We start from the raw sequence: 22,398 nt of genomic DNA on the forward strand, positions 1-22,398 counted from the left end.
GTGGGCCGTGGGCCCCAGGGCTCGGGACCAAGGCCCGCGGGCGCCCGGGCCCAGGGCCGGGGGCCGCGGGCGGCGGGCCCGGGCGCCCGGAGCCGAGGGGCGGCGGGACCCGGCCGAGGCCGAGGTCCGCGGACACCGGCGCCCGGAGCCGGTGCCCGTGCGCACCGGCGCCCGGGACCGAGGTCCGCATGCACCGGCGCCCGGGACCAAGGCCCGCGGGCGCCCGGGCCCGGGGCCGGGGGCCGCGAGGCAGCGCTTCGGGCTGGGGGCGGCGCTGCCAGGCGGCAGAGGCGTGGGGTGGCGTCGGGGCGTGTGTCGGCGCCCTCCGTCCGGCCGTACGCGGGGCGGCCGGGGTGGAAGAGGGGGTCCCGCGCCGGGCGGCTACGGGTAGCACGCCGCCGCCCGGCCCGATTCCGTCGAGAGGTCGAGGGTGCCGGGCGCGGCCGGATCCGCCATGCCCGGGGCCACGTCCAGGCGTCCGCTGCCCGCCCGGCTCGTCACCCGGAAGCGGGTGGCGACGGGCAGGGTGAGCGCGATCCTCCCCGAGCCGGTGCGCGCGGCGAGCCGGTCCGGCGGGGCGAGGAAGCGGGCGTCGACCATGCCCGAGCCGGCGCGGAGGTCCGCTTCCGGGGAGGTGAGCGCGGTGGCTTCCAGCGCGCCCGAGCCGACGACGGCCCGCAGCGGGCCGCGCAGCGCGGTCAGCCGCACGGCGCCGGAGTCCGTCCGCACGTCGACGGCGCCGCCGAGGCCGCTGATGTCGACCTTGCCCGATCCGCCGGTCACCGTGACCGGGATGCCCACCGGCACGGTGACGCCGAGGTCGACCCCGCAGCCGCCGCCCGCGTCGAGCACGCCGCCGGCGCCCGGGCAGCGCGGCGTGAGCCGCAGGGTGCCGCCGAGGCGGCTCACCTCGATCTCCGGGCGCGCCAGGGACCAGCGGAGGTCCGCGCGGTAGGCCACCCGCTGGTCCCCGCGGGGGCTGACGGTCACCGCCGCGTCCCCGGCGTCGATCTGCAGCGCGGTGACCGTGAACCCGCCGCTGTCGCCGCGCAGCACCCCGCTCTCGGCGGACCGGTGGCTCCAGGCCTTCCAGGCGGCCGGGGCCACGATGAACACGGCGCTCAGGGCCGCGGCCACGGTCCACGCGGTGCGGCGCCGGGGCCCCGGGCGCTGCGCCGCAGCCCCGGGCCGCGCCGGAGCCGCCGCGCCGGTCGCGGCCGCCGCACCCGCGTCCGCCCCCGCCGTGGAGGCACCCGTACCGCCGTCCCCGCGCTCGCGGCTCACGGGGATCCGTCCAGGAAGCGGAGCACCGCGAGGACCCGCCGGTGGTCGCCGTCGGCCTGCGGGAGGTCGAGCTTGGCCAGGATGTTGTTGATGTGCTTGGCCACCGCGCTTTCGCTGATGACGAGTTCGGCCGCGATGCCCGCGTTGGAGCGGCCCTCGGCCATCAGCGCGAGCACCTCGCGCTCGCGCGGGGTCAACCGGTCCAGGGGGTCCAGTCCACCGCCCCGGCGCAGCAGCAACTGCGCGACCACCTGCGGGTCGAGAGCGGTGCCACCGGCCGCGACCCGCTTGAGGGCGTCGATGAACTCCTCGACGTCGGCGACCCGTTGCTTGAGGAGGTAGCCGATGCCCCCGGTCTGGGTGGCCAGCAGGTCGGCGGCGTAGCGCTCCTCGACGTACTGCGAGAGCAGCAGCACGGAGGTGCCCGGCCACTGACGGCGAATCATCAGCGCGGCCCGGACGCCCTCGTCGGTGAAGCCCGGCGGCATCCGGACGTCGACCAGGGCGAGTTGGGGGGCGTGCTCCTCGACGGCGGCGAGCAGCCCCTCGGCGTCCCCGGTTTCGGCGGCCACCTCGAAGCCCGCCATTTCGAGGACTTTGACCAGCCCTATTCGCAGCAGCACCGAGTCCTCGGCGATCACAGCGCGCACGGCAGCTCCACAGTCACGGCGGTCGGGCCCCCGAGAGGGCTGTTGATCACGATGGTTCCGTCGACCGACCCTACGCGCTTGCGCAGGCCCACCAGCCCGGTGCCGCCCGCGGGGTCGGCGCCGCCCACCCCGTCGTCGGTGACGGTGATGCGCAGCCGGTCGCCGTGGCGCCGGGCGACCACCTGGCAGCGGTTCGCCCGGGCGTGCTTGGCGACGTTGGCGAGGGCTTCGGAGACGACGAAGTAGGCGACGGCCTCGACGGTGGGACCCGGCCTCTCGGCCAGTTCCACGGTGAGTTCGACGGGCAGCGGCGCGCGGGCCGCGATGCCGGAGAGGGCCGCGTCCAGGCCGCGGTCCTCCAGAACGGCCGGATGCAGGCCGCGCACCAGGCTGTTGAGTTCCTCGATGGCCTCCTTGGCCTCGCGGTGGGCCTCGTCGATGACGGCCTTCGCCTCGGGCGGCAGGTCGCGCAGGGCGGCGCGGGCGATGCCGAGGTTCATGGCGAGGGAGACCAGGCGCTGCTGTGCGCCGTCGTGCAAGGCCCGCTCGATGCGCCGGCGTTCGAGGTCGGCGGCGTCCAGGACACCGGCCCGGCTCTCGGCGAGGTCCTCGACCCGGCGTTCGAGTTCGCGGGCGCGGTTGGGTCCGAGGAGCCTGCGCGCGAGGCCGCTGTCGAGCCGGGCGAGGCCCGCGGCCAGCCAGGGCGTGAGGAGCAGCAGCAGCGCGCCCGCCACGGTGAGGAGGACCTCGTCGTCGGTCCATCCCGTGCCGCGTTCGGAGACGGGCCGCATCCACGACCAGGCGAAGACGCTCGTGCCCGCGAGCCCGACCGCCCAGCCCAGCGCGACGAGGCCGCCGCCGAGGCCGGCGAGCGGGCTGACCAGCAGGTGGTAGCCGTACTGCCGCCAGGTCGATTCGGCCCGCAGCCGCTCCAGCCAGCCGCGCGGGGTCCACCAGGGCCGCAGGTGGCCGACGGGCGGCACGTCCTGGGCCAACAGGGCCCACAGGCGGCTGCGTTGGAGCACGGTGAGCAGGGGTTGGAGGAGGAGCAGGAGGAGCAGCGCCACGGGGGCCCGGCCCGGGGCCGGGATGAGGACGGCGAACGCGGCGGTGGCGGGCAGGGCCGTCGGGACGGCCGCGACGGTGAAGACGGTGTTGCGCCGGGCCCAGGCCGACCACGGCGTGTGCCCGGCGATCCAGGTGTACGTACGCCGCAGCGCGCCGGGAGGTGCCATGCGCTCACGGTAACGGCACTGGTCAGGGACCTGCCACCACCCTGGTGCCCGTGCGGGGGTGTAGCCAGTGCCACCCCCTTTTCGGACCGTGCCACTACTGACCCGGGCGCTCCCGACCAGCAGTGTTGTCACCGTGCCCGGGGGACGGACCGCCGGGCCGGAGGGAGTTCCGCCGCATGACGCTCGTCGCCCCGCAGTTCCGGACCCGCGGTGTCCCCCTGAACCCGCTCCCCCGGCTCCCCCGTCCCCGGTCGGCCGCCTCTGCGCTCAGCCGGCGCCGGTCCCCGCGCGTCCCCCGGCCCGCCACGGTGCTCACGACGGCGGGGATCGTGCTGGTGCCGTGGATCGCGGTGCTGGCCAGGACCCTGCCGCACACCGTCGAGGTCTCCCACTGGTCCACGGCCTGGATCGGACTGGACGTCATACTGGCCGCAGGCCTCGCCGGTACGGGGCTGCTCCTCGGCCGGGGCGACCCGCGGGCCGGGGCGGCGGCCGCCGCGACGGCCGCGGTGCTGGTGCTGGACGCCTGGTTCGACGTGACGACCTCGGCGGCGGGCGGCGCCCGGATGACGGCGGTGGCGCTGGCGGTGTGCGCGGAACTCCCGCTGGCCGCACTGTGCGCCCGGGCCGCGGTCCGGAGCCCCGAGCCGGAAGCGGCCCCCGCCACCGTCTAGTTCGGCTCCGGGAGCGGGTGGCCGTCCGGGTCGGTCGCGTCCGCCTGGGTGGAGAAGCGGGACAGGAACGCGTCGAACCGGCCGTCCGGGCGCCGCACGAGCAGGGCGCCGTCCTGCCAGGTGCCGTTCTCGGCCCACCACCGGGTGCCGAGGGGGTCGCCCTGGTTCTGGTGCACGCGGCGCAGGCCGAGCCCTTCCTGCGAGGGCTCGCCGAAGACGAGCACCGGCCGCCCCGGCACGAGGAGCGCTTCCAGCGCCTGCGAGGCCTCCCGGCAGGAGCCGGAGGTCCACGGCCGCGGCGGCCTCAGCCGGTCGAGCGGGCCCCGGAGCCATCCGGGCACCCGGCGGCCGAAGAGCCGGCCCGCCCGGACGCCGAGCGCGGGGTGCCGGAGGTAGTCGAGCGCGCCCGATCCGCGGGCGCGGGACAGGTCGTGGTAGCCGGGCGCCGGCGCGTCCACCGGTTCCAGCACGGAGGGGTAGAGGGTGAGCACCTTCCACTGCACGCCGGCGCCGCGCTGCCCGCCGTCCACGTCGATCGCGCACGTGTGACGGCCCGCCGGGGTGTCGATCTCCAGGTGCACGCGCGACCAGCGCCCCTGCGCGTCGGGGTCGTCGCGGACGTGCCGGTGGAGGGTCCCGGACAGTACTCCGTAGTTCTCGAGGGGCATGGGCTCCAGTCAAGCACCGGGGCCCGCGGAAATCCGCGGGAAGAATTCTTCCGGCGTGTGTCGATCCCGCCGGGCGCCGTTCGACGTATGAGTGAGGGGCGGGGAAGGACCCCCGCCCCGGACGGAACGGCACAAGGAGTACGTCATGCCCCGCTACCTTTCGATGATCCGCCTCGACGAGGCCAACGCCCCGGCCGAGGGCCCCAGCGACGCGCTGATGGAACGGATGGGCCGGCTCATCGAGGAGATGACGAAGGCCGGTGTCCTGCTGGACACCGCCGGTCTCGCGCCCACCGCGCAGGGCGCCCGGGTGACCTGGGAGGGCGGCCGGACCTCGGTCGTGGACGGGCCGTTCACCGAGGCCAAGGAGGTCGTCGGCGGCTACGCGATGCTCCAGGCCAAGGACCTGGCGGAGGCGGTCGAGTGGACGAAGCGGTTCCTGTCGGTCCACGAGGACTACTGGACGATCACCTGCGAGGTCCGCGAGGTCGCCGAGGGCTGAGCCCGCCGCGGGCACCGCGCCCGGCCCGGCCCGGCTGCGTTGCCGGGCCGGGCCGCGGGGTGCTCTGATGGGTGGTCGTGAGCACTGACAGCACGGTGGAGACCGTCTTCCGGATCGAATCCGCGCGGATCGTCGCCACGGCCGCGCGGATCGTGCGGGACGTCGGGCTCGCCGAGGAGATCGCCCAGGACGCCCTCGTCGAGGCACTGGAGCAGTGGCCGCGCACGGGTGTCCCGGACAACCCGGCGGCCTGGCTGACGACCACCGCCCGGCGCCGGGCCGTCGACCTGGTGCGCAGGCGGGAGACCTACGCCCGCAGGCTCGCCGACCTGGGGCGCGACCTGGACGAGGCGGCGTACGATCCCGAACCCGCCGGGCCGGGCGACATCGACGACGACGTGCTCCGGCTGATCTTCACAGCGTGCCACCCGGTGCTGCCCCGGGACGGCCGGATCGCGCTCACCCTGCGGCTGCTGGGCGGGCTGACCACGGACGAGATCGCCCGGGCCTTCCTCGCCCCGGAGGCCACCGTCGCCCAGCGCATCGTGCGGGCGAAGCGGACCCTGGCCGCGGCGGGCGTGCCCTTCGAGGTGCCGTACGGGCCCGAGCGCGCCCAGCGGCTGGCGGCCGTGCTGGAGGTGGTCTACCTGATCTTCAACGAGGGGTACTCCGCCACCGCGGGCGAGGACCTGATCCGGCCCGCGCTCTGCGAGGACGCGCTGCGGCTCGCCCGGCGGCTGGCCGCGCTGATGCCCGCGGAGGCCGAGGCACACGCGTTGGCTGCGCTGCTGGAGATCCAGGCCTCGCGGACGGCGGCCCGCACCGACGCCGCGGGCCGCCCGGTCCTCCTCGCCGACCAGCGGCGCACCCGCTGGGACCGGCTGCTGATCCGGCGCGGGTTCGCCGCGCTGGCGGCGGCCGGGGACCTCGGCGGCGAGCCGGGGCCGTACGCGCTGCAGGCCGCGATCGCCGCCTGCCACGCCCGGGCCGGCAGCTACGAGGAGACCGACTGGCGGGCCATCGCCGCCCTGTACGGGAGGCTCTCGGCGCTCACCGGCTCGCCCGTGGTGGAACTGAACCGGGCGGTCGCCGTCTCGATGGCCGAGGGTCCGGCGGCGGGCCTGGCCCTGGCCGACGCCGTGGCGGGGGCGCCCGTACTCAAGACGTACCACCTGCTGCCCAGCGTCCGGGGCGAGCTGCTGGCCCGGCTCGGGCGGTCCGCCGAGGCGCGCGCCGAGTTCGCCCGCGCGGCGGAGCTGACCCGCAACGCGCGGGAACGGGCCCTGCTGCTGCGCCGGGCCGAAGCGGCCGGGGCGGACGTACCCGGCGCGCCCGGCACCGGTTCGCCGGCAGCACCGGAACCGCGCTCCCCCGGCGCGCCCGTCAGAGAGCGGCGTCCAGGAACGCCCTGAGCCCCGCCCGGTCCAGCGCCCCTTCCCGGGTGGCCACCACCTCGCCCGCCGTGACGAGCACGAACCAGGGCGCGCTGGTGACCCCGTAGCGGGCGGTCGGCCCCGGGCAGCGGGTCATGTCCGCCTTGACGGCGGTCAGCCGCCCCTCGTACGCGTCGGCCGCCTCCCGCACCAGGGCGTCCATGTCCTTGCAGACCGCGGCCACCTTCGGCCAGGTCCCGGTGAAGCAGACGAGGACCGGCCCGGGGACGTGTCCGAGGATGAAGTCGAACTCCTCGTTCTCCAGCGGTTGGTGGACCCGGCTCGCCATCGGTGCTCCTGGGGTGGTGATCGGTGCGGCAGCACCATCATGCGAGCACGGGCCTCCGCCCCGCCAACCGGGGCCGCCGTCAGCGGGGGCTGACCGTGATGGCTCCCACCGGGCAGGCGCGGGCCGCCTCGCGCACCAGCGCGCTTCCGTCGCCGTCCTCCTTGCCGGGCAGCAGTTCGCTGAGCCCGTCGTCGTCCTGCGTGAACACTCCCGGGGCGGTCAGGGCGCACTGTCCGGCGCCGATGCAGACGTCCTTGTCGATGTCGATGCGCGGGCTCACGGCAGGCCTCACCAGGTCACGGGGAGTTCGAGCATCCCCTGGATCGTGTCCCCGGGTTTGAAGGGGATCCGCTCGGCCGGTGCGGCGAGGCGCAGCCCCGGCAGGCGCTCGAACAGGGCGCCGAGGGCGATCTCCATCTCGGCTCGGGCCAGGTTCTGCCCCAGGCACTGGTGGATGCCGAAGCCGAAGGCGACGTGGTGGCGGGCCGAGCGGTGCCAGTCCAGGGCGTCGGGGACCGGATAGGCGGATTCGTCGCGGTTGATGACCGAGGTGGAGAAGACCACCCCGTCGTCCTTGCGGATGGTCACCCCGGCGATGTCGATGTCGACGGCGGCGACCCGGAGCATGCCGTCCGCGATCGAGAGGAACCGCAGCAGCTCCTCCACGGCGGCGGGCATCAGCTCCGGATCGGCGCGCAGCTCGGCCAGCTGCTCGGGATGGCGCAGCAGGGTGAAGGTACCGAGCGAGATCATGTTGGCGGTGGTTTCGTGCCCGGCGATCAGCAGGATCGTGGCCAGGTCGATCAGTTCGGTACGGTCCACCTCGCCGGTGACCAGCCGCTGGGCGATCAGCTCGTCCAGCAGCCCGTCACCGCCGGGTGCGGCGCACTTGCGGTCGATCAGGTCGCCCAGGTAGTCGGTCAGTTCGTCGCGGGCCCGCTCGGTGTCGGCGGCGTCCTTGCCGCGCAGCAGGCGGCGCGAGCGGGCCTCGAAGAACTCGTGGTCGGCGTACGGCACCCCGAGCAGGGCGCAGATGACCATGGACGGCACGGGCAGGGCGAAGGCGCTGACGAGTTCCGCGCCCGGGCCGTTCTCGATCATGGCGTCGATGAGGCGGTCGACGGTCTCGCGGATCTGCGGCCGCAGGGCGGCCGTCCGCTTGAGGGTGAAGCTCGGGATCAGCATGCGGCGCTGGACGTTGTGTTCGGGGTCGTCGAGGCCGAGCAGCGCCACCCGCCGGTTCCGCAGGCCCTTCAGGCGGGCCACGGTGTTGGGGAACGACGCGTTCTCGCGGTCGGCGGAGAGCCGGGAGTCGGTCAGCAGGGCCCGCGCCTCGGCGTGGCCGGTGACCACCCACACGGAGCGGCCGTCGTAGAGGGTGACCCGCGAGAGGGGTCGCGCCTCGCGCAGCGGCTGGTAGGCGGCCGGCGGGTGGTAGGGACAGGTGCGGTCCTGGGGAAAGGCGACGGCGGGTTCTGTCATGTGTTGACCTCACAAGCGATCGATCGGTCGTGTGCCGCTCCCCATTAGATGCCTGAGGCACCTATAACTGCTATGTGAAGTTCGGCCAAATCACCCGACCGGCCGCAATGCCGGATCAGACGGCCGACGGCGCCGGACCGCGGCCCGTGCGCCGATCCCGGCCGGATCAGCCGCGCCCTTCGGGATCCCACGGCGGCCGGTCCTGCGACGGGCGCCCCGGCAGGAGGCTGTCCACCAGCTCGGCCATCTCCAGGCACGCCTCCTCGATCTTCTCCCGGATGTGCTGCTGCTCGGTCACGAGCGCCGACAGCAGCAGTCCGGTCAGCGCCACGGAGCCGTTGAGCGCCTGGAGGTTGACCATGACCTGGAAGAGGGTCTGGTCCGCGAACGGCCCGACCCGGTCGTTCGCCGCCGCGATCGCCAGGACCGACACCAGCAGCACGCACGGCGCGGCCCCCGGAAGCCGGAACCGCAGGGCCGCCCAGATCAGCAGCGGGAAGACGAGGAAGAGCAAGGCGATCGAACTGCGCGTCACGAACAGCGAGACCAGGACCACGCCGGCCGCCAGGACCACCGCCTCCGCCCACCGCACCGGGTCCCGGGACAGCCCGTACGGCCGCCGCAGCACCAGGAGCAGCGGCGTGAGCACGAGGACCCCCATGGCGTCACCGGCCCACCACGCCGCCCAGAACGACCAGAACCCGCCCGACGCCAGGCTGCCGCTGAGGTAGACCACCACGGAGCCGACGGTCGCACTGATCAGCATCGGCACCATGCCGCCGAGGAAGACCAGGGCCACACCGTCGCCGAGCCGGTCCAGCTCGGTGCGGAAGCCGACCCGGCGCAGCAGCAGGAAGGCGCACACCGGCGCCAGGGTGCTGCCCGCGAGGATGGCCAGGCCGGAGGGCTGGAACGGGTTGATCGTCTCGATCACGAGGTAGCTGCCGAGGGCGATTCCCGGCCACACCCGCAGCCCCAGCCGGAGCAGGCAGCTCAGCGCGATCCCCGTCGGCAGGAAAAGGGGCGTGACGACGGCGCCGTCGATCGCGACCCGCTGCAGCAGGCCGATCCGTCCCGTCACGTAGTACGCGACGGCCACGGCGAGGATCCGGAGAACCGCTCCGCGCAGACGTCGCCACCCCTCGTTGCGCACCGCACCATCAGAACACCGTCCCCGCGCCCCGGCGGGGCGTGACACGCGCCCGGCCCCGTCCCCCGGGACCGGCGGACGGCCCGGGCGAGCGGGGCCGCGGCCTCACCCCGGGTCGCCGCCGGCCGCGTCGTGGCACAGCACGAGCACCGCGGCGTCGTCCGCGTGCCCGGTGGAGTCCGCCACCTCCATCACCGCGGCGGCCAGCTCGCCCGGTTCGGCGCCGGCCCCCTCGCGGACCACCCGGGCCACCCGGGCCAGCCCCTCGTCGATCGGGAAGGTGGGCCCCTCGACGACCCCGTCGGTGAGCAGCACGAAGGCCCCCGCCTTGGTCAGCCTGCGCCGGGTGACCGGGTACACGGCGCCCGCCAGCATCCCCAGGGGCACCCCGCCCGCGTCCAGGGAGATCCCGTACTCCCCGTCGACGGTCGCCCAGACGGCCGGCACGTGCCCCGCGCGGGCGCTCTCCAGGGCCCAGGTCTGCGGGTCGAAGCGCAGGAAGCTGCACGTCGCGAAGAGGTCGGTGTCCACCGACAGCAGCAGGTCGTTGGCGCGGCTCAGCACCTCGCCCGGGTCGGCGGCAGAAGCGGCCACCGCGCGCAGCCCGATCCGCACCTGCCCCATGAAGGCGGCCGCCTCGACGTCGTGCCCCTGGACGTCCCCGAGGGAGAAGCCGAGGGCGCCGCCGGGCAGCGGGAAGCCGTCGTACCAGTCGCCGCCTATGTCCAGGCCGTGCCGCGCGGGCGCGTACCGGGCGGCCGTCCGCAGTCCGGGGACGTTCGGCAGCGCGGCCGGGAGCATCCTGCGCTGCAGGGCCTCGGCCAGCTCCACCCGGGCCAGCTGGAACTCCGCGCGTTCGCGCGCCTGCGCGGTCAGCCGCCCGAGCCGGTTGAGCAGGTCGTCGGCGCTCGTCGGCCGCGGGGCACGTGGCGGGGCCATGGACCGCTCCCAGGTCTGGCGGGTTCAGCGGCCATCATATTTCGGGGCGGCCCCCGGCGCCCGCCGGGAGCCGGCCGCGCCCGCCGGGAGCCGCCCCGGGCCGCCGGTCAGCGGACGCGGCCCCGGGGCTTGAGGGCGACGGGGGGAAGTTCGGGCGCGGGGATCGGCGGGCCGTCGTAGCCCTTCACCTCGCCGTAGCGGCTGCCGCCCATCCACTCGGCACGGGCCTCGCGGATCTCCTCGTCGGTGCGGGCCACGAAGTTCCACCACATGAGGATCTCCTCCTCGAACGGCTCGCCGCCCAGCAGCATCAGGCTCGCGTCGGAGGCGGCGCGCAGCGGGAGTTCGCTGCGTCCGCAGCCCAGGTAGAGCATCGAACCGGGCAGCACCGGAACGCCGTCCACGACCGCCTCGCCGGCCATGGACAGGACCGCGTACTCGAAGTCCGGCTCCAGCGGCAGCCGCGCCTCGGTTCCCGCGGCGAGGCTGATGTCGGCGCCCACCAGCGGGCTGTACGTCGTGCCGGGCGAGGTCGCGGTGTCCAGGGTGCCCATGATCACGGTGGCGGACAGTCCGGGGGTGGTGACGTGCGGCAGCTCGCCGTGGTGCTCGAAGTGCGGGGCCACCCGGCGGTGCTCCTCCGGCAGCGCCACCCACAGCTGGGCGCCGTGCAGGAAGCGGGCGTGCGGGCGGGGGCTCTCCTCGGAGTGGCTGATGCCGCGCCCCGACGTCATCAGGCCCAGCTCCCGGACCCCGACGGTCTGGAGGCTGCCCACGCTGTCGCGGTGCAGCACCTCGCCCTGGTGCAGCCAGCTGACCGTCTGGAGCCCCTGGTGGGGGTGCGGGGCCACCTGCATGCCCGGCTCCTCCGCGATGTCGTCCGGTCCGTAGTGGTCGACGAAGCACCAGGCGCCGACCATCCGGCGGCCCAGGTTCGGCAGCAGCCTGCGCACTTCGGTGCCCGCGCCGAGGGTGACGCGGCGGGGGCTGAGGAGTTCACGGACCGGTTCGGCGACGACGAAGCCGCGCCCGCCGCAGGCGGACAGGGCGGGCCGGCGTTCGAGATTGCTCATGGGCACAACCTACGCGGCGCGTGGCGGGCGCGTTCGCCGGAATGTCCGGCCGTACCGGCGTGTTGCAGCGACCGGAACCCCGCCGACCGAGTAGTGCGGGGGCAGACCGGCACAGCCGGGAGGACCGATGAGCACGCCGATGGACACGACGCCGACCGTCCCCACCCCCGCCGCGTACTACGAGCAGGGCACGGCCGCCGAACGCTGGACGCGCGCGGGACTGTTCTTCGACGCCAAGGAGTACGTCCCCGCCGCCCGCGTGCTGGAGACTCTGACCGCCCAGGCCCCCGAGCAGCTGGCCCCCCGGCTGCTGCTGGCCCGCGCCTACTACCACTCCGCCCGCCTGTCCCAGGCCGAGCGCGAGCTGCGCGCCCTGCTGGAGCGCTGGCCCGTGGAGGACTATGCGCGGCTGCTGCTCGGGCGCACCCTGGAGCGCCAGGGCAGGGCGGCCGAGGCGGCCCCCCACCTGCGCCTCGCCGCCGCGATGTCCGGCGACTTCCCCTCGCCCGGCGACGCGTAACTCCCCCCGGCGGCCCCCGGCCCGGCGGGTGCCGGGGACGCTCCCGGGCCGCCGGGTGCGGGAGCGGGGCCCGCACTCGGCTAGCCTGGGTCGCATATGAACCGTCTCACCACGCCTTTCGGCTCCCACGAGCTCACCCGCTTCCCCGAGGACGCCCGCGACCGGCTCCGCGCCTGGGACGCCGCCGACGAGTACCTGCTGCGGCACCTCGCCGCCGGTACCGGTGAGCGCCCGCCGGTGGAGCTGGACGGGCAGATCACCGTGCTCGGGGACCGCTGGGGGGCCCTGGTGACGGCGCTGGCCGCGCACCGGCCCGTACAGATCACGGATTCCTCGCTCACCCGCGAGGCGACCCGGGCCAACCTGGCGCGCGCCGGGGCGGCCGACGCCGGGGTCCGGCTGCTGACCACCCAGGACGCCCCGCCGGAGCGGATCGACGTGCTGCTCGTCCGGGTGCCCAAGAGCCTCGCACTGCTGGAGGACCAGCTGCACCGGCTGGCCCCGCACCTGCACGCGGACACCGTGGTCGTCGGCGCCGGCATGGTCAAGGACATCCACACCTCCACGCTGCGGCTCTTCGAGCGGATCATCGGCCCGACCCGGACCTCCCTCGCGGAGAAGAAGGCCCGGCTGATCTTCGCCACGCCCGGCCCGCAGGCGGCCCGCGAGGCGGCCGCGCCCGGGCCCTGGCCGCTGACGTACACCCTGGACGAGGACTCGGGCGCCGGCTCCGGGCTCACCGCGGTCAACCACGCCGGGGTCTTCTGCGCGGACCGGCTCGACATCGGGACCCGGTTCCTGCTCCAGCACTTCCCCGCCCGCACCGGCGCCGCCCGGATCGTGGACCTCGGCTGCGGGAACGGCGTGGTCGGCACGGCCGCCGCGCTGGGCCACCCGGACGCCGAGGTGATCTTCACCGACGAGTCGTACCAGGCCGTGGCCTCGGCGGAGGCGACGTACCGGGCCAACGTCCCGGGTGACGACCGCAAGGCCGAGTTCCTGGTCGGCGACGGGCTCGCCGGGGTCCCGGACGGCTCGGTGGACCTGGTCCTGAACAACCCGCCGTTCCACTCCCACCAGGCGACGACCGAGGCCACCGCGATGCGGATGTTCGCCCAGGCCCGCCAGGCCCTGCGGCCCGGTGGCGAGCTGTGGGTGGTCGGCAACCGCCACCTCGGCTACCACGTCCGGCTGCGCAGGCTCTTCGGCAACAGCCAACTCGTGGCGAGCGACCCGAAGTTCGTGGTCCTGCGCGCCGTCAAGCAGGCACCCCGGGCCCAGGACCGGCCCGCCGGAGAGTGATCGCCCCCTACCCGCGGGTACCCGCCGAGGCGTCCTGATCAGGTCCTAGACTCGGCGGGTGAGCAGCATCCGGGTCGGGCCGACCCCATCGGGCGGTGAGGGCACGGCGCACCGCGAGGGCGTACCGGCGGCCCGCTACCGCCGGGAGGAAGTCGCCCTCGCGGCGGGCGTGAAGGTGCGCAACCTGCGCTACTACCAGGAGCGCGGCCTGCTCCCGCCGCCCCTGCGCGAGGGCCGGATCGCCTGGTACTCCGACGACCACCTCGCCCGGCTGCGGCTGATCAGCGACCTGCTGGGCCGGGGCTACACCGTCAACGGCATCGCGGAGCTGCTGGACGCCTGGGAAGAGGGCGGCGGCATCGGCAGACTGCTGGGCCTGGAGCGGGAGATGACCCGGGGCTGGGTGCACGAGGACCCGGTCACGATGACGCTGGCCGAGCTGCGCGCGCTGTTCGGCCCGGCGGCCACCCCGCAGGACACCCGGCGCGCGGCGGCCCTGCGGTACGTCACGATCGAGGGCGACACGGTGACCTTCCCGAGCCGCGGGCTGCTGGAGGCGACCGTGACGCTGGTGCGGCAGGGGGTGCCGCTCACGGAGATCCTGGACGCGGGCGACTTCGTACAGACTCAGGCGGCGGCGCTCGCGGACCGGTTCGTGGGGCTGTTCCGATCGTATGTGATCGGTCCGGACGGGTTGGAGCACCTTTCGGCCACCCAGGTCCAGCACGTCACGGACGCGGTGGCGGCGCTGCGCCCGGTGGCGGGCGAGGTCGTGGCCGCGGAGTTCGCCCGCGCGATGGCCCGGCGGGTGGAGGCGGAGGTCGCCGAACTGCTGCGTACGGAGCAGTAGGAGTCGGCCGAAACCGGGCGTTCCCGCAACCTTGCCAACCACCATTGGCACTCTTACATTCAACTCGTCGGTAACAACGGTGCACAGCCGATATACAGGGGCATCCGGTGGAAGATTCCCAGCACTTACCTGACAACGCTGTCAACAGCGCCGACGGCCGGGTCAGATGGCGGCGCTTCGCCGTCCTGACCCTCCCGGCGGTCGCGGTCACGGCGGGCCTCGGGATAGCCCTCGCGCAAGGGGCGCTCGCCGCCTCCTTCGCCGTGTCGGGCCAGCAGTTCAAGGTGTCGGCGCAGAGCCTGGAGGGCGAGGGTTTCGCCCAGTACGGCAGCGTCGACGTCAACGCCCGCGAAGAACTCATACCGGTGGCCATCACCGCCATCAAGGAGGCCAAGCTCCACAGCCTCTGCCAGTCGGTGGTCACCACGCTCCCGATGATCGGGGACATCTCGCTCAACCTCACGGCGGGCCAGAAGGACCCGGTCGAGGCGAGCAACCTGTTCGTGGACGCCACCCAGCTCTCCGGCGACGCGGTCTTCAGCAACATCGAGATCGGCCGGGACGCCTCCACCCTGGACAAGGGTCCGGCGGAGGCCGTGGGCATGCAGGACCTCTTCGCCCAGCAGGCGGACACCGTCAAGATCACCGGTCTGCACCAGACGGCGTGGGCGACCAACGCCGGCACCTTCAAGCTCTCCGGGCTGAACATGAACATCAGCAAGGGCAAGAAGGAATGCTTCTGACCCGGGGCCGCGCCCGGGGCCGCGCCCCGGGCGGTGCCGGTCCGCAGCCCGGAGCCCCGGCCGGCGGCGCCCGGCGGGCGGGCCGGTTCCGCCGCTGGAGGCGGAGCAGACCCTTCTGGGGCGGCTTCTTCGCCCTCCTCGCCGGAGCCGAGATCTGTGCGCTGCCGCTGGCACCGCTGAAGGTCATGCTCAGCCAGGGCGTGGCGGGCATCCCGTCCGTCCTGATGGGCATCGTCATGATCGTGATGGGGCTCTCCGCCTGGTTCTCCCCTCAGCACCGCACCCTGGCGGGGATCCTCACGACGCTCATCGCCACCGCCGCGCTGGTCCTGTCGAACCTCGGCGGGTTCCTCGTCGGCACCCTGCTCGGCATCCTCGGCGGCGGACTGATGTTCGCCTGGCAGCCCTCCGCCGCGCCGCGCCGCACGTCCGCCACGCCCCCCACGGAGACCTCTCCTCCCCCCTCTCCTGCGCCCCCCACGCAGGACACCGATCCCCAAGGAGCGCCGTCATGACCCGTACGCGCACCCGCACCGCCCTCGCCCTGGCCGCCGCCACCGCGGCCGCCGGGGCCCTGACCCTGGGCTCCGTCCCCGCGATGGCCGGCCCCTTACCCCTGGCGGGCTCGACCACCGTCACGCCCGCCGGTCACGCGTTCAAGGCCACCCTCAGCGGCAAGGCCACCCTCAAGGCCGGCTCGGTCACCGTGACCTGCACGGTCTCCGTTTCCACGGGTGCGGTGCCGGCCGCGCCCGGCAACCACAACGCGGCCGGGCCCGTCTCCTCGCCCATCTCCCCGCCGTCGTACAGCTCGTGCACCTCCAGCCTGCCCGGGGTGACGCCGACGGTCACCACGAGCGGCGCGTGGAGCGTGTCGATGCAGAACGGCTCGCCCGTCACGGCCACGATGACCGTGCCCACCGGCGGTCTGGTGGTGCACACCACCGGTCTCGCGACCTGTACCGTCACGGCCGCGCCCGCCGGCCCGGCCGCGGTGGCGGGTGCCTGGACGAACGGCGCCCCCTCCAGCCTCACGTTCACCAACGCGAGCGTGCCGGTCACCGTGACCGGCGGCTTCGGCTGCCCGACCAGCGCGACCAGCTCCACCTTCAACGCCGTCTACAAGGTGGCGGACACCACCGACCCGGCGCAGCAGATCACCGTCGGCCCCTGACCGGGTCCGCGTGAACGCGGCCCCGCCGTTCCCGGTGCGCACCGGGAGCGGCGGGGCCCTTCGCGTGCGGCCGGACGGCCGGGGCGGGATGCCCACCCCGGCCGGGTGGTTCAGCGGTGCGCCGGGAACTCCACGACCTGCTGGTAGGTCGGCCGGTTCTGCCAGGTGGTCATCGGGTGCGCGAGCCCGCCGACCGGGCGCTGGACGATGGCGTCCGCGCACCACTGCCTGCCCGCGGCGCAGGTGCCGTCGGCCGGGTACACGGTGGCCGGGGACGCGGCCGCCGCCTGCTTGAGGGTGGCGAGCAGGACGTCGCGGCAGCCGCTCAGCGTGCCGCCCCCGCAGTAGACCTTGGACGGCGGGTCGGCCACCGGCCGCCCGAGGACCATGCGCAGGTCCTCGTCCGCGTAGCTCCACCAGCCGTACTGGAACGCGGATCCGGCGTGCGAACCGGTGGGCCCGTGGCCCGCGTTGGGCGCCTCGTCGATGGTCAGGGAGGCCCGCAGGGCGTCGTAGAGCGGCGCGCCGAGCCCGGGTTTGAACTCGGCTTCCACCAGCAGCGGCCACCACGCGTCCATGATGCGGATCGCGTCGGCGTGCGCGTAGGTCTGCGACCCGGGGGTGGTCTCCTTGCGTTCGCTTCCGGCGTCCCGCCAGGCGGTCAGTTTCTGCACGGCGGCGGCCGCCGCGGGGTCGGTGACGGCCGAGCTGTTCAGGACGTCGATCAGCTCGGGCAGCAGGTTCTCCCCGCGCAGGTCCGTGACGGCGGCGTCCTCCATGGCCCGGGTGAGCGAGGCCCGGGTGACCCCGCCCGCCGCGACGAGCGGTTTGACCCGGTCGTCCAGGAGGCTCGCCCGGTGCACCGCGCCCATCCCGAACCCGGCGGCGCCGTAGCCCTTGGCCTGCTTGTTGTTCCAGCTGATGTAGTAGTCCTGCCCGATGGACTGCGGGTGCTGGGCGGGCGGGGTGTAGGCGGCCGTGTTCACCACCGGGTCGAAGCCCTGCCACTCGTAGGCGGGCCGGCCGAGGACCGGGAGCGCGGGGTCGACCCCGGCGGCCCGGACCGGGTTCAGGCCGCTGTTGTAGTAGGCGGCCTCGCGGGAGTCGGCGTAGAACCAGTTGAAGGCGTAGCCGATGTGCTGCGCGGCCTGCTGGAAGGCGTGCGCGTCCGTCACGTACGCCGGGTCGTTGAGCATCTGGAAGCCGATCATCGAGTCGGCCTCGTGGCGGTAGGTGGAGCGCAGCGCGGTGTAGGCGACGGGCTTGCCGGCCACCGTCGCCCGGTGGGTGACGATGCCGTAGCCGGTGCGCCAGACCTGCATCCGGTAGGAGCCCGCCGCGGTGCCGTCGGCGACGGTGGGGGTCCAGGCGTTGCGGTGCTCCAGCTTCTCCATCGGCGTGCAGGCACCGCGGAAGAGGTAGGAGGTGGAGGCGGTGGTCGGGGCGGCGCCGCCCGGTTCGCAGAGTTCGACGGCGAAGGTGTCGGTGATGTCCTGTCCGGCGGAGGTCGCGCTCCAGGCGTAGTCCTGGCCACGTCCGAGCTGTACGTACATGCTCACGCCCGCGAAGGAGGCACCGCGTGCGCTCAGTCCCGGCCCCTGGAGTTCCTGGAGCATCAGCAACTGAGGTGCCAGATAGCCGGTCTGGGGTCCGAAGACGGCGACCGGCCGGCCGCTCGCGGTCTTCGCGCCGGAGACGAGCAGGGCGTTGGACATGCTCGGCTTGACGGGCTTGGGCAGGGCGGTCGCGGTCTGTGCGGCCGCCGCTCCCGTACGGTCGTACACCAGCGGTTCGGCGACGACGGAGCCCGCGTCCGGGAGGGCGGTGCCCTGCGGGTTCGCGGGCTTCTGGGCGTAGGGGAAGCTCGTCCCGTCGTGGACGGTCAGGACGGCCTCGGGGTCCTCGCGCTCGCGGAAGGACTCCCAGATGCGGGTGCCCTCCTCCAGGCCGAACTTCTGCTGCGCGGCGAGGAGCGAGACCGCGGCCTGCACCTCGCCGCCGCCTCCGCCGCCGAACAGGCCGCCGACGACGGAGGCGAGGGCGATCAGGTCGGTGAGCTTGAACGGCTGGATCTCGCCCGCGTTGGTGACGGAGTCGATGTGGCCGGTGAGCACGTACTCACCGGGGAAGTAGCGGCCGTCCTTCGACTGCTGCCGGTAGGCGTTGACGCCGTCCACGTAGGCCTGCGCGTCCTCCATGGCCTGGCGGCCGCGGTCCCCCTCGGTGGTGCGGATGCGGTCCACCTGGGCCTGGAGGTCGGCCTCGGTGTAGGGGGCCTGCGGCCAGAACTCCTGCTCCAGGCCCTGGTTGGCGAGGGCGCCGCCCGCGAAGGGGGTCAGGTCCCCGCGGCCGACGTGCCGGAAGAGGTCCATCTGCCAGAGCCGGTCCTGTGCGGCGGCGTAGCCCGCGCCGTACTCGGTGCCGTAGCGGGTGGTGCCCTTGATGTGCGGGACCCCGGACTTCTTGTCCCGGGTGATGGTGACGTCGGGGCGCGGGCTGACCGTGGATTCCACCTGCGCGGCGGGGACGCCGAAGGAGGCGTCGTTGAAGAAGTCGTTGATCTTGGCGTCGGTGAGGCCGGGGTAGCCGCCCGCCAGCGAGGCGTAGCGCGCCAGCTGGTCCGAGGTGTGGGCGGGCAGGGTGCCCAACGCCTTGTGGAGCAGGATCTGTGCCAGGGTGGCGTTGCCGCTCTGGCCGGGCGGCAGGATGTCGGCGCACTGCCCCCCGCAGTAGTCCGCGACGGGGAGCGGGACGGGATCCGCGGCGGGGGACGCCACGGCCGGTGCGAGCGGGGCGAAGAGGGCGGCGCCCAGGGCGATGAGCCCGGTGGCGACCGCGGTGCGCAGCCGTGCGGTGGGGCTTCTCATAGTGCTCCTCCGGAAGGGACGGGGAACGGTTCCCGGAGGGTACTGCGGGGACTACCACTCAGTAAGGTGAAGGAGCGTCACTTTTCGCGGGACGTCGCCGGCAGCGGGAAAAGCGGTTGCCGCGGCCCGCGGCGCCGGGCGAGGCTGCTGCTCATGTCCGACATCGAAGCGCAGCACCCGCCCCACGCCCAGGCCCACCCCCGGCACCGGGTCCGGCCCCCGGCCGGAACCCCGTCCGAAGACGGGGCCCGGTCCGCGGGCGGGGCCGGCAGCGGGGGCCGCACCGCGACCGAACGGCGCGGCGTCGCCGACCTGTTCTCCGCAACCGGCCGCCTCAAGGCCGTCCCGCGCAAGCCCGTCCGGCGCGAGCAGCTGTTGCGCCACCTCGCCGAGACCTTGTTCGCCCCGGGCCGCGCGTACACGGAGCCCGAGGTGAACGAGGCGCTGTGCACGGTCCACGACGACAGCGCGGCGCTGCGGCGCTACCTGGTCATCGCGGGCCTGCTGACGCGGACCACCGACGGCGGCGACTACCGGCGGGCCGAGGTCTGACGCAGGGGCGTCAGTTGACGTTCACGGCCTTCCAGGCCGCGGCGACCTGCTGGTACTCGGCGCCCGTCGTGCCGTAGAGGTCCCCGGTCGCCTGCAGGGTCGCCTTGCGCGCGCCCGCGTAGTCGGTGGTCGACGTCATGTAGGTCGAAAGGGCCTTGTACCAGATCTTGTAGGCCTTGGTGCGGCCGATGCCGGTGACCTTGGAGCCGTCGTAGGTCGGGGAGTTGTAGGAGACGCCGTTGACCGTCTTGGCGCCGCTGCCTTCGGAGAGCAGGTAGAAGAAGTGGTTGGCGACGCCGGAGGAGTTGTGGACGTCGAGGCCGCCCACCGACTTCGACCAGTAGTCGGCGGAGGCACCGTCCTTGCTGGGCTTGTCCATGTAGCGCAGCGGCGAGCCGTTGCCCCGGATGTCGATCTTCTCGCCGATGAGGTAGTCGCCGGGGTCCGAGGAGTTGTTGGCGAAGAACTCCACGGACGTGCCGAGGATGTCGCTGGTGCCCTCGTTCAGACCGCCGGACTCGCGGCTGTAGTTGAGCTTGGCGGTGGCCGCGGTCAGGCCATGGCTCATCTCGTGCCCGGCCACGTCCAGCGAGGTGAGGGGCTTGGAGTTGTTGGCGCCGTCGCCGTAGGTCATGCAGAAGCAGCTGTCGGACCAGAAGGCGTTGACGTAGGCGTTGCCGTAGTGGACCCGCGAGTAGGCGGCCTTGCCGTCACCGGCGATGCCGTTGCGGCCGAGCTCCGACTTGTAGAAGTCCCACGTCACCGCGGCGCCGTAGTGGGCGTCGACGGCGGCGGTCTGACGGTTCGACGGGGAGCCGGTGCCCCACTTGTCGTCGGCGTCCGTGAACAGGGTGCCGGTGGCGGTGGAGGTGGCGCCGTTCAGGTCGTAGGTCTTGTGGCCGCCGCGGGCCGCGTCGGTCAGGCTGTACGACGAACCGCTCAGGGTGGTGCCGAGGGTGACGGCGCCGGAGTACTCGCTGGTGCCCGTGCCGGTGTCGATGGCCTCGTAGGCGTAGAGCTCGGCGCCGGTGGCGGCGTCGGTGATGACGTGGCGCTCGCTGGGCGTACCGTCCGCGCGGGTGCCGGTGACGACGGCCTCGTAGGCGAAGACCGGCTTGCCGGTGGCGGCCCAGACGACCTCGCGGGCGCCGGCCGGCGCCGCCTTGAGGCTGCGGGCGGCGGCCGGGGCCAGGCGGGCCTCGGTCCCCTTGGTGGTCTTGCGGCTGCCGTCCTTCTTCTGGTGGACGACCAGGTCGCCGCCGAGCACGGGCAGTCCGGCGTAGGTGCGCTCGTAGCGCGTGTGGACGGTGCCGTCCGCGTCCTTGATCACGTCGCGGGCCACGAGGCGCTCGCCGTCGGCGAGGCCGAGGGCGCGGCCCGTGCCGTCCGCCTCGGCCTGTGCGGTCGATATCGCCTCGGCGCGCGCACCGGCGGTCAGGCTCAGGGCGGTTGCTCCGGCCTCGCGCTCGGCCGACGCGCTGGCGGAACCGCTCTGGGCCACGATGGCGACCATCGCCGCCGAGGCGACGAGGGCGGCGGCGCGCAGCGCGCGGGTGCGGTTGCGGGTGGTGGGGGATGAGGACATGGGTGGGGTCTCACTCTCCTGGTGTGCCGTGGGGGGAACGGCTGTGACATTGCCAGGAGGAAGACCCAAAATGACAGGGACGCAACAAGGATTTGACCTGCTGTTATCCGGAGAGCGGTTCACGATGTCCGCTCAACGGTCGAAAACGGACCATTCCGCTTTGCTGCGAACCGAGGTGCCCGGGTGGCCACTTGACGACCTCTTGACGATCACTCGGCGCCCCGGCCGGTCCTCTCGGGCGGGGCGCCGCGCGCGGGCCTGAGCCGGCCGGACTACTCGATTCCGGGAATCTGGCGGTTCTTGAACGCGGTCCGCACGGCGTCCGCCGCGCTCGCGCCGTACATGCTCCGGGCGGTGGCGATCGTGGCGAGCGCCGCGTCCTGGAAGCTCGTGCCGGGGGCGAAGGAGAACTGCGCGTTGACGATCACCCGGTCCGCCGTGCGCGCGCCCAGGGCCCCGCGGATGTCGAAGAGGGCGCGGGACCAGATCTCACCGTCGGCGTGCACCTCGCCGACCCGGTCCGCGTAGACCTTGGTGCCGTCGATGCGGCGCAGGCAGTGCGGGGCGGCGCTGTAGGGGACCGAGTCCCAGTCGGCCACGCACGCCAGGTCCGTGCGGCGCGGCCAGCCCCGCGCGGCGTCGGCGTAACTGCCGACCTCGACGGCCAGGTAGTCGCCGAAGGCCTCGCCTATCGCTCCCGCCTCCGGGGAGGTGCCGAAGCCCGGGACCTGCGCGTTGTGCACCGCGTGCCCGTACTCGTGGACGATGACCTCCGCGTCCTCGGCGTCGTCCACGCCTCCCTTGCCGAAGCGGATCTCGGCCTTCTTGTCGGTGAAGAAGGAGTTGTCGGCGCCGTACTGGTTGATGCGGACCGGCTGCGCGCGGTCGTTGGCACCGCGCAACTCGCTGCCGAAGCCCAGGGATTGCAGGTACTCCTGCGCCTCGTTGACCCAGAAGTAGGCCATGACCTGCTCGAACTGGTCGTCCGCCCGGGTGTAGCGGCCGGCGTCCGAGAGGGCGGCGGGGGCTCCCGTCTCCGAGCGGACGTACGCCCACCGGCCGGACAGGCCGCCGCTCGCGTCCAGGTTGCGCAGCGCGACCGTGGCGTAGGCGGAGTCCGGCACGGCGCCGGCGGCGTCCTTGCCGTCGGTGAGCGTCTGATCGCCGGACGACTGGACGGGGTTGACCATGAAGACGCGGCCCTGGGGCGGGCCGGCCGGCGCGGATCCGGACGTGTCGGCGGCCGCCGGGACGGCGCAGCCGAGCAGGGTGAGGGAGGCGATGAGCGCGGCGGTGCGGCCGCGGGAAGAACGGCGGGGCATGGACATCCTCCTGTGAGGGACGCGTGGCGCCGGAAGAACGCCGGTGGAGAGGTGCGGACGCGATCTTTGCCCACCGGCGACGACCTTGACCAGCCCCCGGACGC

23 protein-coding genes are annotated in these 22,398 nt (G+C 74.1%); 10 read left to right on the forward strand and 13 right to left on the reverse strand.

What is annotated here, in order from left to right:
• Positions 1-381: 381 nt before the first annotated feature.
• From ABZY31_RS25135 to ABZY31_RS25145, 3 genes are read right to left on the reverse strand one after another with little or no spacing between them, the layout of a single operon-like run.
• Positions 382-1,284, reverse strand: coding sequence for a hypothetical protein (locus ABZY31_RS25135; protein ID WP_356414069.1), 903 nt, complete (start codon positions 1,282-1,284; stop codon positions 382-384).
• A complete protein-coding gene (locus ABZY31_RS25140) occupies positions 1,281-1,934 on the reverse strand; it encodes a response regulator transcription factor (RefSeq protein ID WP_356414072.1) in 654 nt (217 codons plus the stop codon). Before ABZY31_RS25140 ends, ABZY31_RS25135 begins: the two co-directional genes overlap by 4 nt.
• Positions 1,922-3,169 (reverse strand): histidine kinase, encoded by a 1,248-nt coding sequence (locus ABZY31_RS25145; protein WP_356414074.1) that lies wholly within the window; start codon positions 3,167-3,169, stop codon positions 1,922-1,924. The genes ABZY31_RS25140 and ABZY31_RS25145 overlap by 13 nt, the downstream gene beginning before the upstream one ends.
• Positions 3,170-3,345: 176 nt before the next feature.
• On the opposite strand from ABZY31_RS25145, the gene ABZY31_RS25150 reads away from it, so the two are divergent.
• Positions 3,346-3,843, forward strand: a complete 498-nt coding sequence (locus ABZY31_RS25150; RefSeq protein ID WP_356414077.1) for a hypothetical protein — start codon at positions 3,346-3,348, stop codon at positions 3,841-3,843.
• On the opposite strand, the gene ABZY31_RS25155 is transcribed toward ABZY31_RS25150, so the two are convergent.
• Positions 3,840-4,511 carry a DUF2278 family protein gene (locus tag ABZY31_RS25155; RefSeq protein ID WP_356414079.1) on the reverse strand — a complete coding sequence of 224 codons (672 nt, stop codon included), beginning with the start codon at positions 4,509-4,511 and terminating at the stop codon, positions 3,840-3,842. The genes ABZY31_RS25150 and ABZY31_RS25155 overlap by 4 nt on opposite strands.
• Before the next feature lie 145 nt (positions 4,512-4,656).
• Here ABZY31_RS25155 and ABZY31_RS25160 point away from each other — a divergent pair, with 145 nt between their 5' ends.
• On the forward strand, positions 4,657-5,013 hold the full coding sequence (locus ABZY31_RS25160; RefSeq protein ID WP_356414081.1) for a YciI family protein: 357 nt from the start codon (positions 4,657-4,659) through the stop codon (positions 5,011-5,013).
• Positions 5,014-5,090: 77 nt separating this feature from the next.
• The gene (locus tag ABZY31_RS25165) at positions 5,091-6,425 is read left to right on the forward strand and encodes a sigma-70 family RNA polymerase sigma factor (protein ID WP_356414084.1); all 1,335 of its coding nucleotides are present in this window, start codon (positions 5,091-5,093) and stop codon (positions 6,423-6,425) included.
• Here ABZY31_RS25165 and ABZY31_RS25170 read toward each other — a convergent pair.
• From ABZY31_RS25170 to ABZY31_RS25195, 6 genes are all read right to left on the reverse strand, one after another.
• Entirely contained in the window at positions 6,397-6,735 is a 339-nt protein-coding gene (locus tag ABZY31_RS25170; protein WP_356414086.1) for a thioredoxin domain-containing protein, read from the reverse strand. The two genes, ABZY31_RS25165 and ABZY31_RS25170, sit on opposite strands and share 29 nt — an antisense overlap.
• A gap of 79 nt (positions 6,736-6,814) precedes the next feature.
• Entirely contained in the window at positions 6,815-7,015 is a 201-nt protein-coding gene (locus tag ABZY31_RS25175) for a ferredoxin (protein WP_356414089.1), read from the reverse strand.
• A gap of 8 nt (positions 7,016-7,023) precedes the next feature.
• Positions 7,024-8,217 carry a cytochrome P450 gene (locus tag ABZY31_RS25180; RefSeq protein ID WP_356414092.1) on the reverse strand — a complete coding sequence of 398 codons (1,194 nt, stop codon included), beginning with the start codon at positions 8,215-8,217 and terminating at the stop codon, positions 7,024-7,026.
• A 166-nt stretch (positions 8,218-8,383) separates the two neighbouring features.
• Positions 8,384-9,370 (reverse strand): MASE1 domain-containing protein, encoded by a 987-nt coding sequence (locus ABZY31_RS25185; protein WP_356414095.1) that lies wholly within the window; start codon positions 9,368-9,370, stop codon positions 8,384-8,386.
• Between the two features lie 102 nt (positions 9,371-9,472).
• Positions 9,473-10,306: a PP2C family protein-serine/threonine phosphatase gene (locus ABZY31_RS25190; protein ID WP_356414098.1), complete on the reverse strand. Its 834-nt coding sequence runs from the start codon at positions 10,304-10,306 to the stop codon at positions 9,473-9,475.
• A gap of 107 nt (positions 10,307-10,413) precedes the next feature.
• On the reverse strand, positions 10,414-11,379 hold the full coding sequence (locus ABZY31_RS25195; protein WP_356414101.1) for a pirin family protein: 966 nt from the start codon (positions 11,377-11,379) through the stop codon (positions 10,414-10,416).
• A 127-nt stretch (positions 11,380-11,506) separates the two neighbouring features.
• Here ABZY31_RS25195 and ABZY31_RS25200 point away from each other — a divergent pair, with 127 nt between their 5' ends.
• The 6 genes from ABZY31_RS25200 (at position 11,507) to ABZY31_RS25225 (ending at position 15,968) form a co-directional block, all read left to right on the forward strand.
• Complete coding sequence (locus ABZY31_RS25200; RefSeq protein WP_356414104.1) at positions 11,507-11,899, forward strand: tetratricopeptide repeat protein; 393 nt, start codon at positions 11,507-11,509, stop codon at positions 11,897-11,899.
• A gap of 96 nt (positions 11,900-11,995) precedes the next feature.
• On the forward strand, positions 11,996-13,201 hold the full coding sequence (locus ABZY31_RS25205; protein ID WP_356414107.1) for a methyltransferase: 1,206 nt from the start codon (positions 11,996-11,998) through the stop codon (positions 13,199-13,201).
• A gap of 58 nt (positions 13,202-13,259) precedes the next feature.
• The gene (locus ABZY31_RS25210) at positions 13,260-14,051 is read left to right on the forward strand and encodes a MerR family transcriptional regulator (protein WP_356414110.1); all 792 of its coding nucleotides are present in this window, start codon (positions 13,260-13,262) and stop codon (positions 14,049-14,051) included.
• Positions 14,052-14,158: 107 nt separating this feature from the next.
• On the forward strand, positions 14,159-14,794 hold the full coding sequence (locus tag ABZY31_RS25215) for a DUF6230 family protein (RefSeq protein ID WP_356414113.1): 636 nt from the start codon (positions 14,159-14,161) through the stop codon (positions 14,792-14,794).
• On the forward strand, positions 14,785-15,309 hold the full coding sequence (locus ABZY31_RS25220; RefSeq protein WP_356414116.1) for a DUF6114 domain-containing protein: 525 nt from the start codon (positions 14,785-14,787) through the stop codon (positions 15,307-15,309). The genes ABZY31_RS25215 and ABZY31_RS25220 overlap by 10 nt, the downstream gene beginning before the upstream one ends.
• Positions 15,306-15,968, forward strand: coding sequence for a hypothetical protein (locus ABZY31_RS25225; RefSeq protein WP_356414119.1), 663 nt, complete (start codon positions 15,306-15,308; stop codon positions 15,966-15,968). The genes ABZY31_RS25220 and ABZY31_RS25225 overlap by 4 nt, the downstream gene beginning before the upstream one ends.
• A 110-nt stretch (positions 15,969-16,078) precedes the next feature.
• On the opposite strand, the gene ABZY31_RS25230 is transcribed toward ABZY31_RS25225, so the two are convergent.
• Positions 16,079-18,835: a penicillin acylase family protein gene (locus ABZY31_RS25230; RefSeq protein ID WP_356414121.1), complete on the reverse strand. Its 2,757-nt coding sequence runs from the start codon at positions 18,833-18,835 to the stop codon at positions 16,079-16,081.
• 312 nt (positions 18,836-19,147) lie between these two features.
• Here ABZY31_RS25230 and ABZY31_RS25235 point away from each other — a divergent pair, with 312 nt between their 5' ends.
• The gene (locus tag ABZY31_RS25235; RefSeq protein ID WP_356414205.1) at positions 19,148-19,387 is read left to right on the forward strand and encodes a DUF2087 domain-containing protein; all 240 of its coding nucleotides are present in this window, start codon (positions 19,148-19,150) and stop codon (positions 19,385-19,387) included.
• Positions 19,388-19,397: 10 nt separating this feature from the next.
• On the opposite strand, the gene ABZY31_RS25240 is transcribed toward ABZY31_RS25235, so the two are convergent.
• On the reverse strand, positions 19,398-20,972 hold the full coding sequence (locus ABZY31_RS25240; protein WP_356414124.1) for a M4 family metallopeptidase: 1,575 nt from the start codon (positions 20,970-20,972) through the stop codon (positions 19,398-19,400).
• Positions 20,973-21,244: 272 nt separating this feature from the next.
• Positions 21,245-22,294, reverse strand: a complete 1,050-nt coding sequence (locus ABZY31_RS25245) for a M4 family metallopeptidase (RefSeq protein ID WP_356414126.1) — start codon at positions 22,292-22,294, stop codon at positions 21,245-21,247.
• Positions 22,295-22,398 lie beyond the last annotated feature (104 nt).

It is taken from the genome of Streptomyces sp. NPDC006529, assembly GCF_040611795.1.
Lineage (GTDB): Bacteria > Actinomycetota > Actinomycetes > Streptomycetales > Streptomycetaceae > Streptomyces.

What these genes read in the sequence shown, in the direction of transcription:
- ABZY31_RS25145 (WP_356414074.1), bottom strand. Translation starts at nt 3,169, where the DNA reads ATGGCACCTCCCGGCGCGCTGCGGCGTACGTACACCTGGATCGCCGGG.
- ABZY31_RS25150 (WP_356414077.1), top strand. Translation starts at nt 3,346, where the DNA reads ATGACGCTCGTCGCCCCGCAGTTCCGGACCCGCGGTGTCCCCCTGAAC.
- ABZY31_RS25155 (WP_356414079.1), bottom strand. Translation starts at nt 4,511, where the DNA reads ATGCCCCTCGAGAACTACGGAGTACTGTCCGGGACCCTCCACCGGCAC.
- ABZY31_RS25160 (WP_356414081.1), top strand. Translation starts at nt 4,657, where the DNA reads ATGCCCCGCTACCTTTCGATGATCCGCCTCGACGAGGCCAACGCCCCG.
- ABZY31_RS25170 (WP_356414086.1), bottom strand. Translation starts at nt 6,735, where the DNA reads ATGGCGAGCCGGGTCCACCAACCGCTGGAGAACGAGGAGTTCGACTTC.
- ABZY31_RS25180 (WP_356414092.1), bottom strand. Translation starts at nt 8,217, where the DNA reads ATGACAGAACCCGCCGTCGCCTTTCCCCAGGACCGCACCTGTCCCTAC.
- ABZY31_RS25190 (WP_356414098.1), bottom strand. Translation starts at nt 10,306, where the DNA reads ATGGCCCCGCCACGTGCCCCGCGGCCGACGAGCGCCGACGACCTGCTC.
- ABZY31_RS25195 (WP_356414101.1), bottom strand. Translation starts at nt 11,379, where the DNA reads ATGAGCAATCTCGAACGCCGGCCCGCCCTGTCCGCCTGCGGCGGGCGC.
- ABZY31_RS25200 (WP_356414104.1), top strand. Translation starts at nt 11,507, where the DNA reads ATGAGCACGCCGATGGACACGACGCCGACCGTCCCCACCCCCGCCGCG.
- ABZY31_RS25205 (WP_356414107.1), top strand. Translation starts at nt 11,996, where the DNA reads ATGAACCGTCTCACCACGCCTTTCGGCTCCCACGAGCTCACCCGCTTC.
- ABZY31_RS25220 (WP_356414116.1), top strand. Translation starts at nt 14,785, where the DNA reads ATGCTTCTGACCCGGGGCCGCGCCCGGGGCCGCGCCCCGGGCGGTGCC.
- ABZY31_RS25225 (WP_356414119.1), top strand. Translation starts at nt 15,306, where the DNA reads ATGACCCGTACGCGCACCCGCACCGCCCTCGCCCTGGCCGCCGCCACC.
- ABZY31_RS25230 (WP_356414121.1), bottom strand. Translation starts at nt 18,835, where the DNA reads ATGAGAAGCCCCACCGCACGGCTGCGCACCGCGGTCGCCACCGGGCTC.
- ABZY31_RS25240 (WP_356414124.1), bottom strand. Translation starts at nt 20,972, where the DNA reads ATGTCCTCATCCCCCACCACCCGCAACCGCACCCGCGCGCTGCGCGCC.
- ABZY31_RS25245 (WP_356414126.1), bottom strand. Translation starts at nt 22,294, where the DNA reads ATGCCCCGCCGTTCTTCCCGCGGCCGCACCGCCGCGCTCATCGCCTCC.